Here is a 17,062-nt window from a genome sequence, read left to right on the forward strand (position 1 = left end):
AACGGATTGCATATGACTGAACAGCGCCCGATTGCGGTCCTGGGAGGCGGAAGTTTTGGTACCGCCGTGGCCAATCTACTGGCCGAGAATGGCCATCAGGTCCGACAGTGGATGCGTGATCCCGAGCAGGCCGAGGCCATTCGGGTCAATCGCGAAAATCCGCGTTACCTCAAGGGCATCAAGATTTTGTCGGCGGTCGAGCCCGTGACCGACCTGCTCGCCACGCTGGAAAGCTGCGATTTGTGTTTCGTCGCGTTGCCATCCAGCGCGCTGCGTTCGGTGCTCGCGCCCCATGCTGAGCGCTTGAGTGGCAAGTTGCTGGTGAGCCTGACCAAAGGCATCGAAGCCGACACCTTCAAACTGATGAGCCAGATCCTCGAAGAGATCGCCCCGCAAGCGCGCATCGGCGTGCTGTCCGGACCGAACCTGGCCCGGGAAATCGCCGAGCATGCGCTGACGGCCACAGTGGTCGCCAGTGAAGACGAAGCGCTTTGCCAACGGGTTCAGGAAGCACTGCACGGCAAGACTTTTCGCGTATATGCCAGCGCTGATCGCTTCGGCGTCGAGTTGGGCGGGGCGCTGAAAAACGTCTACGCGATCATTGCCGGTATGGCGGTGGCGCTGGGCATGGGCGAAAACACCAAAAGCATGCTGATCACCCGGGCGCTGGCGGAGATGACCCGGTTTGCCGTCAACCAGGGTGCGAACCCGATGACCTTCCTTGGCCTGGCAGGTGTGGGCGACTTGATCGTGACCTGTTCGTCGGCAAAAAGTCGCAACTATCAGGTCGGCTTTGCCCTCGGTCAGGGCCTTAGTCTGGAAGAGTCAGTAACGCGACTGGGTGAAGTCGCCGAAGGCGTGAACACGTTGAAAGTGCTGAAAGCCAAAGCCCAGGAAGTCGGTGTGTACATGCCGCTGGTCGCCGGACTGCACGCGATCCTGTTCGAAGGGCGCACGCTGGATCAAGTGATCGGTCTGTTGATGCGCGGCGAACCGAAAACCGACGTCGACTTCATTTCCACCAGTGGTTTCAACTGACCACGTTTTTAAAGCAGGCAGGGAATTTCAAATGAACGATCCGAAAACAGAAGCCAGGTACGAATCCATCCTGCTACGGGTGTTGTGGATGATCGTCTACGTGCTGGTCTGGCAAGTCGCGCAGTTCATCCTCGGTGCGGTGGTGCTGGTCCAGTTGATCTATCGTTTGATATACGGCGCCCCGAGCGCCAGCCTGATGAATTTTGGCGACAGCCTGAGCCAGTTCCTGGCGCAAATCGGTCGTTTTGGCAGCTTCCACAGCGACCACAAGCCTTGGCCATTCGCCGATTGGCCGACGCCGCGGACGCCGGAAGGTGAAGCACCGCACGTTGTTTCGCCGGCGCCGCACCCGGCCCGGGATGAGGAGCCGAAACTATGAAACTCTGGGTATTGCGTCACGGGGAAGCTGAACCCCACGGCACGCGGCCTGACTCCGAGCGGGCGTTGACTGCGCATGGCAACGAAGAAGTATTGCGGATTGCCGCCGAACTGGTGGGCCAACCGATCACCGCTATCTACGCCAGCCCGTTCAGGCGAGCACAGCAGACCGCGGAAATCGTCAAGCAAGCACTGGGTTTCGCGCCGGACATTTGCACCGTTGAGTGGCTCACCCCCGACAATCGCCCGCAAGCGGTGGCCGAGCAATTAGTCTCGGTAGATTACGCATTGCTGGTGAGCCACAACCCGTTGGTGGGCAACTTGCTGGGCTATCTTCAGCACGGCCACGTGCAGGAGCCGGAAGCGGTGAAAACTGCGGGCCTGGCCGAATTGGAAGGCGACCTTCCACTGGCCGGCAGCATGAAGCTCAGAAGTATCAAACACCCCTGAATTTTTAAGAGGGGATGTTGTGGGAGAGTGTTTCTTTGTGTGAAATAGTCAACCAAGCAACCGCTTGGTTGACTACGCTTGCTCCAAACCAAAAAAACAGGAGCGAGTCGTATGTCTGCCGCTTTTCGCCTGCCACTGGACGTGTTTTACGAGCGTGAGTCCCGCCATCCACGCCAGCGCTACCTGGTGCAGCCGATCGGCGCTGGCCAGGTCGAGACGCTGACCTGGGCGGACGTCGGACACCAGGCCCGTTGCGCTGCGCACTGGTTGCGTGCGCGGGAACTGCCGCAAGGCAGCCATATCGCCCTGATCTCGAAAAATTGCGCGCACTGGATCATCGCCGACCTGGCGATCTGGATGGCCGGGCACGTGTCTGTGCCGTTGTATCCCAACCTCACGGCTGAATCCGTTGCGCAAGTGCTCGAACATTCCGAAGCGGCGCTGGCCTTTATCGGCAAACTGGACGACTGGCCTGGCATGTCCCGCGGAGTCAGCCCGACGTTGCCGACTATCAGCCTGCCATTGCATCCACCCGGTACATTCGATTTCAGCTGGGATGACCTGCAAACGAGCTCACCGATCCAGGATGACCCCAAACCGTCCGCCGACCAGTTGGCAACGATCATTTACACCTCCGGGACCACCGGCATCCCCAAAGGCGTGATGCACAGCTTCGGCAATCTGGGTTTCGCCACCACTCGCGGTACGCAACTGTTTGGCCTCAATGAGACGGATCGATTGCTGTCGTACCTGCCGCTATGCCATGTCGCTGAGCGAATGTTCGTTGAGCTGGCATCGATCTACACCGGGCAAACCGTGTTTTTTGCCGAGAGCCTCGACACCTTTCTCACCGATTTGCAGCGTGCGCGCCCGACTGCGCTGTTCGGCGTGCCGCGTATCTGGACCAAGTTCCAGATGGGGGTGTACAGCAAGGTCCCGGCAAAACGTCTCGATTTTCTGCTTGGCTTGCCCTTCATCGGCAAGCGAGTCGGGCACAAAGTGCTCGCGGGGCTGGGGCTGGACGCTCTGCGCGTAGCCCTCTCTGGTGCGGCGCCAGTGCCACAGACATTGCTGCTGTGGTATCGCAAGCTTGGGCTGGACGTGCTTGAGGTGTACGGCATGACCGAGAGCTGCGGGTATTCCCACATTGGCCGGCCCGGCGAACATAAACCCGGCTGGATCGGCAAGCCTTGCCCCGACGTGGACGTGCGCATCGACGATTCTGGTGAAGTCATGGTGCGCAGCGGCGCGACCATGCTCGGCTACTACAAGGAACCGGAAAAAACTGCCGACACGATTACCGCAGACGGCTTCCTGCGTACCGGCGACAAAGGCGAACAAGACGCCCAGGGCTACTTGCGCCTGACCGGGCGCCTGAAGGAGATCTTCAAGACCAGCAAAGGCAAGTACGTCGCTCCGGCACCGATTGAAAATCGCCTGGCCGTGCATTCCCGGATCGAACAGGTCTGCGTGGTGGGCGACGGGTTGAGCGCGCCACTGGGCCTGTGCGTGCTCTCGGCGGTCGGCCAGCAAGACGCGGTCGGCACGGCGCGTGCGGGCCTGCATACAAGCCTGGAAAAACTTCTGGAGGAGGTAAATGGCGCGCTCGACAAACACGAGCGCTTGCGTCGGCTGATCGTGGTCAAAGACAGCTGGGCCGTGGAAAACGGCTTCCTGACGCCAACCTTGAAGATCAAACGCAATATGATCGAAGCCGCTTATGGCGCCCGGTTTGAAGAATGGAGCGAGCGCAGTGAGGCTGTGCTGTGGCAGGATTGAGTGACCGATAAAAAACAACAAAGGATGTCAGCATGAGTCTGTGGCGTACCACTCCCAATATCGAACAACTGAACGCGATTCAGAAAAACACCATCGGCGAAGTGCTGGATATCCGCTTCGAATCCTTCGATGAAGAATCCCTGACCGCGAGCATGGTCATCGACCACCGCACTCATCAGCCATACGGCCTCCTGCACGGTGGCGCTTCGGTGGTGCTGGCCGAGTCTGTGGGTTCGATGGCCAGTTATCTATGCATCGATGCCAGCAAGTTTTACTGCGTCGGCCTGGAAATCAACGCCAACCACCTGCGCGGGCTGCGCAGCGGGCGCGTCACAGCGGTGGCCCGGCCGATTCACATCGGGCGCACCACGCATGTCTGGGATATTCGCCTGACCAGTGATGAGGGCAAGGCCAGTTGTGTCTCGCGGCTGACCATGGCGGTGGTGCCGCTGGGGGAGACGCCGCCGGATAGATAGACACCAGGCTGGTTCTGTCATCGGAATCATCCATTAAGGCTATTGCGTCTGGCGATGTTTCCATTGCTGAGTCGGGGCTGCGTCGACTGGACGTCTGACCGGGTGTTTTCCACAATATCCGGGCTTATTAGAGCTAGCCCATTTTGCGTGCCCTGCATGATGGGGGCACGGTAGGCGGCGAGTCCCGTCAAAGCACCGGCCACGGCTCCGCTTATTATGTTGGCTGACATCGAGCGCGCCGCCACCGGTAAACCTGTGAGGGCCGTGGTCGCAGCATCAACCGCCAAGCTCACTCCGAGCACGTACTCGCTGGTGGCTATCCTGCCAGCCGCTCCGAACGCGGTGTCGCTCACTGGCGGGCTCTGAAACACCTCCCCGGCGGGGACGTAGGCGGCTCCCGAGCGTCGTGATCGCCACCAAGCGCCCGCGAACCCGTCGGCACCCGCTATCAAAGCATCCACACTAATGCGGAGAGTCGCCGGAATAAATTGACCCAACGCACCGTTGATCACGTTAGTAGTAACGAACGCAAGGGCAGTTCGGTTTATGGCAGGCATGCGCTGTCTTAATCCAACCTCACCCCAGGAATAGTTCTCTCCTGCTCTTCTCATTATTTGCAGAAAGATCTCTCGGGTAATGGCGCCAGCTGCCGCACCGATTCGTTGGACCACTATTTGGTTCAGCGCTGGCTCCTCTCCTTCCACCTCAGCACCACTGCTCCACAATGCCGCTGAAACTCCGACTCCCCCCCCGACCAAACCGCCAAAAACCGACGCATGGGGGTGAAGGTGGGCGGCCACGCCTGTTCCGACGATCCCGACTGAAACCGCGTCGAGCACGCCCGCGATCCCTGCCAGCACATTATTATTACTTTGGCTCGGTGTTAGGGTATTAAGTGCGGTAACGGTGGACACCTCAACAATCCCGGCAATGGTTCGGGCCGTAAAATCGCGCAAAAAGGCTGATCCCGCGGCATTGCGCCGTTGCGTATCTGTTGATGAATGCTCATCTTGCAGTCCGGCAATGTCCACGTGACCCACCGGGTTCGCGTGGACAAACGCATAAAGATTCAAGCCGTCGGCCACTCCTGCAGGATCCGCACTCAACCAGCGCTGACACCACGGCGCGTAATACCGGAACCCGTAGTAATACAGCCCGGTAGCGTCCCGTTCCTGCCCTGAGTAGCGAAGCGTCTTGTAATCAGCTTCCAACCGGCTGCGCCCGGCCCACCAGCAAGTACCGCCGTACGGGTAGAAGCTTTCCCGGGAGATCAGCCGGCCGGCTGCGTCCAGTTCGAGGGTGCATGAGTTCAAGTGATCGGTGAAGCTGTAGCGCTGCTGGTCCTGGGCAATGTCCGAGTCAGGTTTCTTTTCCCAATGCAGAATCTGCACTGTGCCGCGCCCGGCCTTGATCGTGATGACATGCAGGACTTCGTCGGCACTGCTGCGAATTTCCAGGCCCGGCAAGTAGCGGGTTTCGTGGGTGCGCGTCAACGTGCCGGTGTAGGTCTGGCGGATTTTTCTCAGGCGTTGACCGCTGCCGTCGTAGCAGTAGAGCTCGGTGTCATCGGGTTCGTCCTGGCGAATGACCTGGCTAACCTGACGCAACTGATTACGCAAGTCCCACTGCAAACGCTGCCCGGGTTGCAGCCAGATGCGGTTGCCATTGGCATCATGACCTGCAGCGATTTCTGCTTCGTCCGGCAACTCGCCGTCGAGCCTTTGCGGCAGGGAGCGGTTACTGATTTGGGCGATGGCCGTGCGCTCGGTACGGTTCGTTTCACCCGCCTGGTGGTGCATGGACAGCAAGTTACCCGCCTCATCATAAGTATAGATTCTGCTGTAATTTTCCATTTGCCCGGGGTCGGGTACTGACTGAAACTCGGGCAATTGCGGGCCACCGGGCGCATTGCGCAACTGCCGGCCGCGGGCTTCGATCAATCGATAGAGACTGTCGTATGCATAACGGTTGATCGTTTCGATGCGCTGGTTGCGATGAAAGTGAACGGGATTGGCTGCATCTGTCAGGCTGGTGATATTGCCCGCCGGGTCGTAAACATAACTCAGGTCTTGCAGCGCGGGCTGCCCCGGCAGACCCGCTGTCAGCTGCTCCAGTCGGCCATTTTCAGAGCTGAATATCGCGCTCGATATCACGCCGTTTCCCGCGCGCTGCCGTTCGACCAGGCCCAGGGCGTTGTATTGGATTTCACTCAGCAGTGGCGTTGTCTCGGTGCTGTCGGCCAGTCTCAGTCCAACGGCTTTCAGCTGCGCTGCGCAGGTATGACTGGAAATTTGCACATTGCCTTGTGCATCGATCTGTTTGATCGGCTCCCCTGCAGCATTGCAGTGGATGCGCGTAAGTGCCGGTTGATCCTCAAGGAATCCATCCCGTTCGGTTTCATCTTTCGGCCAGTCGACCGGCCATTGCGGATCGTTGATAAAGGTCCGGCTGTGTTCCAGTGGGATGCCGGCCAGCCCGAACTGGAAAAAGTGCAGAGTGCCTGCTGTGTCATCCTGCCTGATCAACCGACCACGGCGGTTCTGATTGTCATCGGTGTTGGCATCCGCATAGGCAAAGCGGGCGATACATCGCTCGGGTTCGCAGTGGGCATTCTCGAATACGGCAACCGGACGACGCAGGCTGTCATGGAGGGTTCGGCTGTGGCTGAGCTTGCGATCCCAACCCTCAACGCCAGTCCCGTCCACACTCAATAATCCCAGGCGCCAACCGGCATCATTGTTATCGGACAGCAGCAGGGCGCCGCCAAGACTGTGCACGTTGATCTGGCTGGCAGCGGTGTTGCCCTTGCGATGCAACAAAAACAGCCGCGGATCGCGACTGAGTACTGCGCGACCGACGACGTCGTTGATCTGCTGAGTAACGTGGCTGTCCGGGACAGCCACCGCTCGGTCGCGCCGGTGATACGCGACACCGCGCACGCTCAACCCGCGAGGGTCGATCGCGGCAATGGCGGGCGTGTTGGCGTTGATCATGGCAAACGATTATCCGGCGGTGGCGACCGTGTTGTTATCTACCTCGCCGAGGGTCGCGGTCAACTGTCACAAATGACAGTGGCGACCATAGCCACGGCGCGACTGTCATCATTCCTGGCAGTTACGGTCATTGCACAGCGCGTCTGCCATGCGGACAATCGGGCTTTGTTTTGTGAATGGAATGCCGGTATGTCGCAGCAGATTTTTTTCGCCCACGCCAACGGTTTTCCCTCGGGAACCTACGGCAAGCTGTTCGCGGCGATGGCGCCCGAATATCAGGTGACGCATCTGGAGCAGCATGCTCACGACCCGCGCTTCCCGGCCGACGACAATTGGCACAATCTGGTGGACGAGCTGATCCATCATCTTGAGCAGCAGGCGCAGCCGGTCTGGGGTGTCGGCCATTCCCTCGGTGGCGTGCTGCACCTGCATGCGGCATTGCGTTGTCCGCAGCTGTATCGCGGCGTGGTGATGCTCGATTCACCGGTGTTGACCCGTACCGATCAGTGGGTGATCCGCGCGGCCAAGCGTTTTGGTTTTATCGATCGCCTGACGCCGGCCGGTCGCACTTTGGGTCGTCGTGAAGAATTCACCGATCTGGAGTCTGCGCGAACCTATTTCGCCGGCAAGACGTTGTTTCGGGGTTTTGATCCGGAATGTTTCGATGCCTACCTTCAACACGGTTTGCACAAGGTCGGCGACACGCTGCGGCTGCGCTTCGACCCGGCCACGGAAATCAGCATATATCGGGGCGTGCCGCATACCAGTCCGGGGCGCGCACGCCAGCTGCAGGTGCCGCTTGCCGTGGTGCGCGGGCATAAAAGCCGCGTTGTCATGCGCCATCACACCAGTGCCGTTGGCCGCATGCCGTTGGGTGAAACCCTGACCATGCCCGGTGGCCATATGTTTCCACTCGAGCGTCCACAGGAAACGGCGATCTTGCTGAAAAACCTGTTCAATCGCTGGGATGCGCGCCGACAGAAGGATTGCGCATGAACGGCGTGGAAGAAGTCCGTCTGAATTTGCCGCACATTGAGTTGGCAGCACACCTGTCAGGTCCCGAAAACGGTTTGCCGGTGATCGCTCTGCATGGCTGGCTGGACAATGCCAACAGCTTTGCAAGGTTGGCGCCGAAGCTGGAAGGGCTGCGGATTATTGCGCTGGACATGGCGGGTCACGGCCATTCCGGGCATCGACCGACCGGTGCCGGGTACGCCATGTGGGACTACGCCCATGACGTACTGCAAGTGGCCGAGCAACTGGGCTTGAAGCGCTTCGCGTTGATGGGGCACTCCATGGGCGCCATCGTGTCGTTGATCATTGCCGGCTCTTTGCCAGAACGCGTCACGCATCTGGCCTTGATCGACGGCGTGATTCCTCCTACAGACAAAGGCGAAAACGCTGCCGAGCGCATGGGCATGGCCCTGCAGGCGCAACTGGACCTGCGGGAGAAGCGCAAACCGGTCTACGCCACGCTGGACCGCGCCATCGAAGCGCGCATGAAAGGTCTGGTGGCGGTCAGTCGCGAAGCGGCCGAGCTGCTGGCTCAGCGGGGTCTGATGCCGGTGCCGGGCGGTTACACCTGGCGCACCGATAACCGTCTGACGCTGCCTTCGCCCCTGCGTCTTACCAGCGAGCAGGCAATGGCCTTCGTGGCGCGTGTCAGTTGCCCAACCACTCTTGTTGTCGCTGCAGACGGCATGCTCGCCAAGCATTCCGAGCTGCTCGACCCGTTGCCATTCAGCCGGGAGCAACTGCCGGGCGGCCATCATTTACACTTGAATGATGACTGCGGCGCCAACCTTGTCGCAGACTGTTTCAATCGCTTCTTCGCTGTTCCTTGACTTGAGCGAGGCAACTGCCGAGGCTGGGCGGGTTGAAATGGGAGACAACCATGATAGATCTCTATACCGCTGCGACCCCGAATGGCCACAAGGTCTCTATCGTGCTCGAGGAACTCGGCCTGCCCCACACAGTGCATGCCCGCAGTTTCGACATAAAGGAAAACAGATACCTCAAGACGGTGCAGCGAGCATTGCCGATGCCGAAACGCATCGATGACGCCCGCGCCGTCAAAGGTGCCCAGGCCATGTTGATCCGATGAACCTGCCTATGCGATTTCTCGGTGTAATGGCTTTGTGCAGTTTCAGTCCTCTCCTGTTTGCTGCCGATGTACCTGGCAGTCAGGATCTGCCGATCGTGCCGCGTATGGTCGATGCGCAAATTGTCGACTATCGCCCCGCGGCTGAGCTCGAGCGCATCTACCCTTTGGGTTCGATTCGCAAGATCAGCGGCCAGCTACGTTTCGACGCAGAGGTCAGCGCCCGCGGTCAGGCGACGTCGGTGACTTACGAGCTACCGCCGGAGCATTCTTCAAATGCGGCATTCACGGCTGCTCGCGAAGCACTGCAAGAGCAAGGCGCAGAGCTGTTGTTCTGGTGTCAGGCGCGTGATTGTGGCGAGAGCAGCCTTTGGGCCAACGATGTGTTCAGCAACGCCAAACTGTACGGCGCCGATGATCAGCAAGCCTATCTGCTGCTGAGGCTGGCTGCGCCGCAGGACAACACGCTGGTCGCGCTTTACGGCATCACTCGCGGCAATCGCAAAGCCTATCTGCATGTCGAACAGTTCGACGCTGCAGCGCCGCTGGGCGAGCTGCTGCCGACCTCCGCAACGTTGCTGCGCCAGCTCAAAAGTACCGGCGAGCTTAATTTCCCCAAATTGACCCAGGCGCCGGATGAAATCTGGCTGCGCTTGCTCTCGCGCGGTCTGAATCTGGACACCGGCTTGCGGGTGGCGGTTTCCGGGCCAAATGCCGAAGCCTGGCGTCAGGCCTTGATGGGGCAGGGCGTGCGGGCAGCGCGAATGGAGACAGGCAGTGTCGAAGGCTCTGGCTTGCGCATCGAGCTGTTGCGTTAAGCTGTAGCAGGCGAACACGCCAGCCGTGTTCGTCCACTCCTTCTGACTGACTTTTTTCGAGAACCGGATGATCAATAACGATCGGCTGTTGGTGCAAATCCTGCTCCTGGTGCTGTTTGGCGCGAGCTTCTGGGTGATGGCGCCGTTCTGGTCGGCGATGTTCTGGGGGGCGGTGCTGGCGTTTGCCAGTTGGCCGCTGATGCGCTTGCTCACCCGGTGGCTCAATGGCCGGGAGGCCCTGGCGGCAGCGCTGCTGACCATGGGCTGGATGATTTTGGTGGCGGCGCCGTTGGTCTGGCTGGGTTTCAACCTGGCCGACCATGTACGCGATGCCACGGCCTTCATCAAGGACGTGCAGGTTGACGGACTGCCCGAGGCACCCACCTGGCTGGGCGGTATTCCGCTGGTCGGGGAGCGGATCGTCGGTCTCTGGAACAGCATCGATCAGCAAGGCGCAGCGATGATGGTCTCGCTCAAACCTTATCTGGGACAGGTCGGGAACTGGCTGCTGGCGCGTAGCGCACAAATTGGCGGCGGCATACTCGAGCTGACGCTGAGCATCGTTTTCGTGTTCTTCTTTTACCGCGACGGGCCGCGATTGGCCGCGTTCGTCCATAGCCTGCTGCAGCGATTGATTGGTGATCGCGCCGGGTATTACATCGAACTGGTTGCTGGCACCGTGCAGCGGGTGGTGAACGGGGTGATCGGCACTGCCGCTGCCCAGGCCGTTCTGGCCTTGATCGGCTTCCTAATTGCCGGTGTCCCGGGTGCGTTGGTACTGGGTATCGTCACGTTCCTGCTCAGCCTGATTCCGATGGGCCCACCGCTGGTGTGGATCCCGGCCACGGCATGGCTGGCCTGGAAGGGTGATTATGGTTTGGCGATATTTCTCGGGTGCTGGGGCATGTTCATCATCAGCGGTGTCGACAACGTGCTCAAGCCATACCTCATCAGTCGCGGCGGCAATCTGCCGTTGGTGATCGTGTTGCTTGGCGTGTTTGGCGGGCTGATCGCCTTCGGTTTCATCGGTCTGTTCATTGGGCCAACGTTGCTTGCCGTGGCATACAGCCTGTTGACCGACTGGAGCAAGAGCCAGGCGCGAGTTGACGATCGCCGCCCCTGAGGGATGAAACTCGACACAGTCGGCGCTAGGTCTAGTCTTGGTTGTGCGCCGACGATTCACCGATCATCGGGTCCCGCAGTCGCGCTGGTTCCGCTACAATGCGCGCCGATTTCATCCTGCCTGAGAGCCCGCCCATGTCCGTCTGCCAGACTCCTATCATCGTCGCCCTGGATTACCCCACCCGTGACGCCGCACTGAAGCTGGCCGACCAGTTGGACCCAAAATTGTGCCGGGTCAAAGTGGGTAAGGAACTGTTCACCAGCTGCGCATCGGAAATCGTCGGCACCCTGCGTGACAAGGGCTTCGAAGTATTCCTGGACCTCAAGTTCCACGACATCCCGAACACCACCGCCATGGCGGTAAAGGCGGCGGCGGAGATGGGTGTGTGGATGGTCAATGTGCATTGCTCCGGCGGTTTGCGCATGATGGCTGCCTGCCGGGAAGTGCTCGACCAGCGTAGTGACCCGAAACCGCTGCTGATTGGTGTGACCGTGCTGACCAGCATGGAACGCGAGGATCTGGCGGGTATCGGTCTGGATATCGAGCCGCAGGAGCAGGTGCTGCGTCTGGCAGCCCTGGCAGAAAAGGCCGGGATGGATGGTCTGGTATGTTCGGCGCTGGAAGCCCAGGCGTTGAAGGCTGCGCATCCGTCGCTGCAACTGGTGACGCCGGGGATTCGTCCGGCGGGCAGCGCGCAGGATGATCAGCGGCGCATACTAACCCCGCGTCAGGCACTGGACGCCGGTTCCGACTATCTGGTAATCGGGCGTCCGATCAGTCAGGCGGCAGATCCGGCGAAGGCACTGGCGAACGTGGTGGCTGAACTGGCCTGACCAGTCACTGAAGCAATGTGGGAGCGCGCTCCCACATGTATATGATCGAACTTCAATCCCTCGTCAGACCTTCAACACCAGCTTGCCGAAATTCTCGCCGCTGAACAACTTCATCAGCGTCTCCGGGAACGTCTGCAGTCCTTCGACGATATCTTCCTTGCTCTTGAGCTGACCCTTGGCCATCCAGCCGGCCATTTCCTGCCCGGCTGCGGCGAATTGTGCGGCGTAGTCCATCACCACGAAGCCTTCCATCCGCGCCCGGTTGACCAACAGCGACAGATAATTGGCCGGCCCCTTGACCGCTTCCTTGTTGTTGTACTGGCTGATGGCGCCGCAAATCACTACGCGTGCTTTCATGTTCAGACGGCTCAACACCGCGTCGAGGATATCGCCGCCGACATTGTCGAAATACACGTCGACGCCTTTGGGGCATTCACGTTTCAGACCGGCGTGAACGTCCTCGCTTTTGTAATCGATGGCGCCGTCAAAGCCCAGTTCGTCGATCAGGAATTTGCATTTGTCCGCGCCGCCAGCAATGCCGACCACGCGGCAACCCTTGATTTTGGCGATCTGCCCGGCAATGCTGCCGACCGCACCGGCTGCGCCCGAGAGCACCACGGTGTCGCCTTCTTTCGGCGCGCCAACATCAAGCAGCGCGAAATAAGCGGTCATTCCGGTCATGCCCAGCGCCGACAAATAGCGCGGCAGCGGTGCCAGGTTTGGATCTACCTTGTAAAAGCCACGGGGCTCGCCGAGAAAGTAGTCCTGCACGCCGAGCGCGCCGTTGACGTAGTCGCCGACCGCGAACCCTGGATTGTTCGAAGCGACGACTTTGCCTACGCCTAGGGCGCGCATTACTTCGCCAAGGCCAACCGGCGGAATGTAGGACTTGCCCTCGTTCATCCAGCCACGCATCGCCGGGTCCAGGGACAGGTATTCATTCTTCACCAAAATCTGCCCGGCCACCGGTTCGCCGACCGGTACTTCCTGATAGGTGAACGTCTCGCGGGTGGCTGCGCCGACGGGACGTTTGGCAAGCAGGAACTGGCGGTTGATCGGGTTTGTCATGACAGGCGCTCAAGATGAATGAAGCCTTGTTGATAGCCCCTTAGGGGCGATGCTGCAAGTCCGGCTGATGCGGCGAATGCAGCTTTATCCAGTGCAGTGATGATGTTGCCCGTTCCATCACTGCCGCTCATGGGGGCACAACCGGCCTTCTGATAGTGCTGCCGCGCGATGGGGCCGTGTGCTTAGACTGCGAGCCTGTAGGTTCAACATCTCCCCTTGAGGACACACCCAATGAGCATGACGTTTTCCGGTCAGGTCGCCGTAGTGACTGGCGCCGCCAATGGCATCGGTCGCGCGACCGCCCTGGCATTTGCCGCTGAGGGGTTGAAGGTGGTTGTGGCTGATCTCGACACTGCCGGCGGCGAAGGCACGGTTGCGCTGATTCGTACGGCGGGCGGGGAGGCCACGTTCGTGCGCTGCGACGTTACCCTGGAAAGCGATGTGAAAAATCTGATGGACGAAGTGGTGAATGCTTACGGCCGTCTTGACTACGCCTTTAACAACGCCGGCATCGAAATCGAAAAGGGCAAACTGGCCGACGGCACCCTGGACGAATTCGACGCCATCATGGGCGTTAACGTCAAAGGCGTGTGGTTGTGCATGAAATATCAGTTGCCTCTGTTGCTGGCCCAGGGTGGTGGTGCCATCGTCAATACCGCATCGGTGGCCGGCCTCGGGGCTGCGCCGAAGATGAGCATTTACGCCGCCTCCAAACACGCAGTGATCGGTTTGACCAAGTCTGCAGCCATCGAATACGCCAAGAAAAAAATCCGCGTCAATGCGGTATGCCCAGCTGTAATAGACACTGACATGTTCCGACGTGCCTATGAGGCCGACCCGAAAAAAGGCGAATTTGCCAACGCGATGCATCCAGTGGGCCGGATCGGCAAGGTCGAAGAAATTGCTGGCGCGGTGTTGTACCTGTGCAGCGACGCGGCAGCGTTTACCACGGGTCATTCGCTGGCCGTAGATGGCGGCGTCACAGCGTTCTGAAAGCGTCGATCAAGCTGCAAAGGACCCGCAGTCTTGCGGGTTTTTTTGTCCTTGAAAGGGCTGGTATTGTGTTTCAAATGGTTAGAAATCTGTGTTTTGTCGGCGTTGTCGCACAGCCCCTGGTTCGCTCCTGTGATTAACTGTTTTCCGCTAAACGAACAGGAGTTGCGCGCTCATGGAATTGAGAATCGATCGACAGGCATTGGTGCCTGTCGTGCAACAAATCGTCGATGCACTCGCTTGCTGGCTTCGCCAGAACGAGTTGTCGCCGGGTACACGTCTGCCCTCGGCGCGGCAGATTGCGAGGACAAATCTGCTCAGCCAGTCCAGTGTGGTTGAGGCATGTGATCGGTTGGTGGCTCAGGGTGTGTTGGGAGCGCGTCACGGTGCAGGATTTTTTATTGTCGCCACGTCGTCGACAACGGCCAATGCACCTTGGCTCGAAAGTGCCGCTGCGGGGTCGCGTACTTCTACGGATTTGCTGCCGCTGGGTTGTGCCGGTGTGCCGCACAGCTGGCGCGAAACCGATGATCTTGGCTATGCGATCCGCCAGGTCAGTCGTTCCGATATGGCCGCCCTCTTTGACTACAATACGGAGCTTGGTCTGCCCGCCCTTCGTCAGCAAATTCTCAAGCGCTTGAGCCTGCTGGACATCGCCGCCAAAGAGGACTGCGTAATGACGGTCGGAGGAGCAAGCCAGGGCCTTGATTTGATCGTCCGTACGTTGCTCGCTCCAGGGGATCGCGTTGTGGTGGAAAGTCCCGGGAATCCGATGCTGTGCGAGTTGCTGAAACTGCACGGCGTCAGGATGCTCGAAGTTCCGCGTACACCTTGCGGACCCGACGTCGAAGCGCTGCAAGCGTTGGTCTTGAAGCACCGGCCGCGGGCGCTGTTCATCAACAGTTTTCATCAAAACCCAACGGGTAGCAGCCTGGCACCAGCGGTGGCGCAGCGGGTTGTGCAACTGGCAAAAATCCATGGTCTGCTGCTGATCGAAGACGACGTGTACGCCGACTTGCACAGCGGTCCCGGTGTGCGGCTCGCGTCTCTGGATGCCAGCGTGATCTACATCGGCAGTTTCTCCAAGACGCTCAGCAGCTCATTAAGAGTAGGCTTCGTCGTGGCCAGTTCTGAGGTGGTTGCAAAACTGGCCAGGATAAAAACCATCAGCAGTCTGGGCACCTCTGCATTCAGTGAGGCGGTGTTGACGTGTCTGTTGACCAGCGGTGCTTACCGCAAATTGGTACAGCGTCTGCGCCTGCGTTTGAACACTGACCGCGCCGCTGCATTGCAAATGCTGGAGGACGCCGAGTGGGAGGTTTTCGGCAAACCGGGTGGACTGTTCATCTGGGCGCGCTCGCCGCTGCGCACCTGTGCGGAGGTTATCGCGCTGGCACGACGCTATGGGCTGGCGTTGTCGTCACAGACGGCTTTCAGCCCTTCAGGAGAGTCTGGAGACTGGCAGCGTATCAATGTGACCTGTGCCTGCGACCCTCGCGCGCGTGCGTTTTTTCAGGCCACCACCCCGGATCGACCTCAAGCGTTCTGAAAACGACGATGGCGTAGCTTTTTGCCATTATCGAGGCGCCAGAGACTTGTGTTGATTCCGGCCCATTGCGAATCTGCGTCATCCGACTATTTCAGGGGACCACGTGCAATGATTTCCGCCGCGCAAGGACGTTTTGCCAGCCTCGGTATGGCAAAAAAACTGGGAGTCGGGTTTGCCTTGGTGCTGCTGTTGACAGCCTTGGTGGCCGCCATCGGCGTGTGGTCCCTGCAAACCATCAGCGAGCGCTTCGATGGATTGAAAAAGATGTCATCGCTCAACAGTGGCCTGCTCAAAGTGCGTCTGTTGGAACAGGAATATGCCCTGCACGGAAACGTCAAAACGGTCACCGCTCTGCGTGCAGGAGTTGACACTCTCGGCGTCCTGGCCAATGAGCTCAAGGCTGCATCTGCGCTTAACGTCCCGGTGATGAATGATGTCGAGCAGTCGCTGACTGCCTATCGCCAGGCTTTCGATGAGTTCGTTTCATTGAGTCAGGCCAAGGACCTGGCCCTGGAGATGGCCAGCTGGTCTGTGTCGAGCGTGGCCAATAACCTTGACGTGCTGCAGGCCGGGCTCGCCGATGATGGCGCCTATACCCTGAAGGAATCCGAGGGCAAGGACGGCAGCCAGTTCATCGAGCAGGCCGGCCAGGTCAGCCAGGTTGCGCGGCTGATGCTGCAGGCCATGGACGAAGCGCGCGTGCGCCTCGACCAAAGCCGCAAAGGTGACGACAGTGCCGCGCAAGGCAAAATCGAGCAGGCGGAGCAGGCGCTCAACCAGGCTGAACAGTTGAAAACCACGGTCAAGGACGAGGGTTATCAAACCGTGCTAAATGAAGTCGTCGGGCATATCGGCGGGTTCAGCGAAAAACTTGCGGAATACACCGGCCTGCTGGCTCAGGAAAAAATCGTCTACGCGCAGTTGCATCAGCGCGCCGAACAGGTGATGGCGCGGGTGGATCAGGCCTATGTTGCCGAGGATCAGGCGATGCAGGCCGAGCTGCAGAAAAACACAGTGTTGATCATCGGCTCTTCAGCCCTTGCGCTGTTGGTCGGGTTGCTTGCCGCATGGGTAATCACTCGGCTGATCGTCGCACCGTTGCGAAGTGTCATCCGGGTGGCGCAACAGATTGCCGCCGGCGATTTGAGTGGGACGGTTGCAGTGACGCGCCGCGACGAAATCGGCCAGCTCATGCAGGCCATGCAGCAGATGGGGGCAGGGCTGAGCAGCATCGTCAGCGGTTTGCAGGCGGGGATCGAACAGTTGGCCAGTTCGGCGCAGTCGCTCTCGACGGTCACTGAGCAGACCAATCTTGAAGTCAGCAGCCAGAAGGAAGAAACCGAGCAGGTGGCAACCGCAATGAACCAGATGACCGCCACTGTGCACGATGTCGCCCGCAATGCCGAAGAGGCTGCCCTGGCGGCGCAGACAGCGGACGGCAAGGTTGAAAGTGGTCAGCTCGT

The 17,062-nt window shown here is 59.7% G+C and carries 16 protein-coding genes and 1 pseudogene; 14 read left to right on the plus strand and 3 right to left on the minus strand.

Annotated features, from left to right (window positions below; all coding sequences use genetic code 11):
- Positions 1-12: 12 nt before the first annotated feature.
- From DU29_RS0117450 to DU29_RS0117470, 5 genes are all read left to right on the plus strand, one after another.
- The gene (locus DU29_RS0117450; protein WP_028622827.1) at positions 13-1,038 is read left to right on the plus strand and encodes an NAD(P)H-dependent glycerol-3-phosphate dehydrogenase; all 1,026 of its coding nucleotides are present in this window, start codon (positions 13-15) and stop codon (positions 1,036-1,038) included.
- A 31-nt stretch (positions 1,039-1,069) separates the two neighbouring features.
- Positions 1,070-1,417 carry a DUF4389 domain-containing protein gene (locus DU29_RS0117455; protein ID WP_028622828.1) on the plus strand — a complete coding sequence of 116 codons (348 nt, stop codon included), beginning with the start codon at positions 1,070-1,072 and terminating at the stop codon, positions 1,415-1,417.
- Complete coding sequence (gene sixA / locus DU29_RS0117460) at positions 1,414-1,866, plus strand: phosphohistidine phosphatase SixA (protein WP_028622829.1); 453 nt, start codon at positions 1,414-1,416, stop codon at positions 1,864-1,866. The genes DU29_RS0117455 and sixA overlap by 4 nt, the downstream gene beginning before the upstream one ends.
- Before the next feature lie 111 nt (positions 1,867-1,977).
- Positions 1,978-3,645: an AMP-binding protein gene (locus tag DU29_RS0117465; protein ID WP_028622830.1), complete on the plus strand. Its 1,668-nt coding sequence runs from the start codon at positions 1,978-1,980 to the stop codon at positions 3,643-3,645.
- A gap of 32 nt (positions 3,646-3,677) precedes the next feature.
- Positions 3,678-4,121 (plus strand): hotdog fold thioesterase, encoded by a 444-nt coding sequence (locus DU29_RS0117470; protein WP_028622831.1) that lies wholly within the window; start codon positions 3,678-3,680, stop codon positions 4,119-4,121.
- Positions 4,122-4,147: 26 nt separating this feature from the next.
- On the opposite strand, the gene DU29_RS0117475 is transcribed toward DU29_RS0117470, so the two are convergent.
- Entirely contained in the window at positions 4,148-7,114 is a 2,967-nt protein-coding gene (locus DU29_RS0117475; protein WP_028622832.1) for an RHS repeat-associated core domain-containing protein, read from the minus strand.
- 189 nt (positions 7,115-7,303) lie between these two features.
- Here DU29_RS0117475 and DU29_RS0117480 point away from each other — a divergent pair, with 189 nt between their 5' ends.
- From DU29_RS0117480 to pyrF, 6 genes and pseudogenes are all read left to right on the plus strand, one after another.
- Positions 7,304-8,110, plus strand: a complete 807-nt coding sequence (locus DU29_RS0117480; protein ID WP_028622833.1) for an alpha/beta fold hydrolase — start codon at positions 7,304-7,306, stop codon at positions 8,108-8,110.
- The gene (locus tag DU29_RS0117485) at positions 8,107-8,958 is read left to right on the plus strand and encodes an alpha/beta hydrolase (protein WP_028622834.1); all 852 of its coding nucleotides are present in this window, start codon (positions 8,107-8,109) and stop codon (positions 8,956-8,958) included. Before DU29_RS0117480 ends, DU29_RS0117485 begins: the two co-directional genes overlap by 4 nt.
- Positions 8,959-9,008: 50 nt before the next feature.
- Positions 9,009-9,125 (plus strand): annotated as a pseudogene (locus DU29_RS1000000132455) (glutathione S-transferase); the annotation flags it as partial.
- A 101-nt stretch (positions 9,126-9,226) separates the two neighbouring features.
- Positions 9,227-10,033, plus strand: a complete 807-nt coding sequence (locus DU29_RS0117495; RefSeq protein WP_028622836.1) for a DUF4892 domain-containing protein — start codon at positions 9,227-9,229, stop codon at positions 10,031-10,033.
- Between the two features lie 67 nt (positions 10,034-10,100).
- Complete coding sequence (locus DU29_RS0117500; RefSeq protein ID WP_028622837.1) at positions 10,101-11,156, plus strand: AI-2E family transporter; 1,056 nt, start codon at positions 10,101-10,103, stop codon at positions 11,154-11,156.
- A gap of 134 nt (positions 11,157-11,290) precedes the next feature.
- Positions 11,291-11,989, plus strand: coding sequence for an orotidine-5'-phosphate decarboxylase (gene pyrF / locus DU29_RS0117505; protein ID WP_161781296.1), 699 nt, complete (start codon positions 11,291-11,293; stop codon positions 11,987-11,989).
- A gap of 63 nt (positions 11,990-12,052) precedes the next feature.
- Here the strand turns inward: pyrF and DU29_RS0117510 are convergent, their stop codons facing one another.
- Positions 12,053-13,057 (minus strand): NADP-dependent oxidoreductase, encoded by a 1,005-nt coding sequence (locus tag DU29_RS0117510; RefSeq protein ID WP_028622839.1) that lies wholly within the window; start codon positions 13,055-13,057, stop codon positions 12,053-12,055.
- Positions 13,054-13,188 (minus strand): hypothetical protein, encoded by a 135-nt coding sequence (locus tag DU29_RS1000000133540; protein WP_268871194.1) that lies wholly within the window; start codon positions 13,186-13,188, stop codon positions 13,054-13,056. Before DU29_RS1000000133540 ends, DU29_RS0117510 begins: the two co-directional genes overlap by 4 nt.
- A 100-nt stretch (positions 13,189-13,288) precedes the next feature.
- Here DU29_RS1000000133540 and DU29_RS0117515 point away from each other — a divergent pair, with 100 nt between their 5' ends.
- The 3 genes from DU29_RS0117515 to DU29_RS0117525 form a co-directional block, all read left to right on the plus strand.
- Positions 13,289-14,050, plus strand: a complete 762-nt coding sequence (locus tag DU29_RS0117515; RefSeq protein WP_028622840.1) for an SDR family oxidoreductase — start codon at positions 13,289-13,291, stop codon at positions 14,048-14,050.
- Between the two features lie 175 nt (positions 14,051-14,225).
- On the plus strand, positions 14,226-15,599 hold the full coding sequence (locus DU29_RS0117520) for an aminotransferase-like domain-containing protein (protein ID WP_028622841.1): 1,374 nt from the start codon (positions 14,226-14,228) through the stop codon (positions 15,597-15,599).
- A gap of 108 nt (positions 15,600-15,707) precedes the next feature.
- Positions 15,708-17,062, plus strand: a 1,355-nt coding sequence (locus DU29_RS0117525) for a methyl-accepting chemotaxis protein (RefSeq protein ID WP_028622842.1), incomplete at its 3' end; no start/stop codon positions are given.

Origin of the sequence: Pseudomonas sp. Ant30-3, assembly GCF_000690905.1 — a bacterium.
In the GTDB taxonomy this organism is placed as follows: domain Bacteria; phylum Pseudomonadota; class Gammaproteobacteria; order Pseudomonadales; family Pseudomonadaceae; genus Aquipseudomonas.

Bases quoted from the DNA above. Each gene is read 5' to 3' on its own strand.
- DU29_RS0117500 (WP_028622837.1), top strand. From the start codon at position 10,101: ATGATCAATAACGATCGGCTGTTGGTGCAAATCCTGCTCCTGGTGCTG.
- DU29_RS0117520 (WP_028622841.1), top strand. From the start codon at position 14,226: ATGGAATTGAGAATCGATCGACAGGCATTGGTGCCTGTCGTGCAACAA.
- DU29_RS0117485 (WP_028622834.1), top strand. From the start codon at position 8,107: ATGAACGGCGTGGAAGAAGTCCGTCTGAATTTGCCGCACATTGAGTTG.
- pyrF (WP_161781296.1), top strand. From the start codon at position 11,291: ATGTCCGTCTGCCAGACTCCTATCATCGTCGCCCTGGATTACCCCACC.
- DU29_RS0117480 (WP_028622833.1), top strand. From the start codon at position 7,304: ATGTCGCAGCAGATTTTTTTCGCCCACGCCAACGGTTTTCCCTCGGGA.
- DU29_RS0117475 (WP_028622832.1), bottom strand. From the start codon at position 7,114: ATGATCAACGCCAACACGCCCGCCATTGCCGCGATCGACCCTCGCGGG.
- DU29_RS0117495 (WP_028622836.1), top strand. From the start codon at position 9,227: ATGCGATTTCTCGGTGTAATGGCTTTGTGCAGTTTCAGTCCTCTCCTG.
- sixA (WP_028622829.1), top strand. From the start codon at position 1,414: ATGAAACTCTGGGTATTGCGTCACGGGGAAGCTGAACCCCACGGCACG.
- DU29_RS0117450 (WP_028622827.1), top strand. From the start codon at position 13: ATGACTGAACAGCGCCCGATTGCGGTCCTGGGAGGCGGAAGTTTTGGT.
- DU29_RS0117455 (WP_028622828.1), top strand. From the start codon at position 1,070: ATGAACGATCCGAAAACAGAAGCCAGGTACGAATCCATCCTGCTACGG.
- DU29_RS1000000133540 (WP_268871194.1), bottom strand. From the start codon at position 13,188: ATGAGCGGCAGTGATGGAACGGGCAACATCATCACTGCACTGGATAAA.
- DU29_RS0117470 (WP_028622831.1), top strand. From the start codon at position 3,678: ATGAGTCTGTGGCGTACCACTCCCAATATCGAACAACTGAACGCGATT.
- DU29_RS0117465 (WP_028622830.1), top strand. From the start codon at position 1,978: ATGTCTGCCGCTTTTCGCCTGCCACTGGACGTGTTTTACGAGCGTGAG.
- DU29_RS0117515 (WP_028622840.1), top strand. From the start codon at position 13,289: ATGAGCATGACGTTTTCCGGTCAGGTCGCCGTAGTGACTGGCGCCGCC.
- DU29_RS0117510 (WP_028622839.1), bottom strand. From the start codon at position 13,057: ATGACAAACCCGATCAACCGCCAGTTCCTGCTTGCCAAACGTCCCGTC.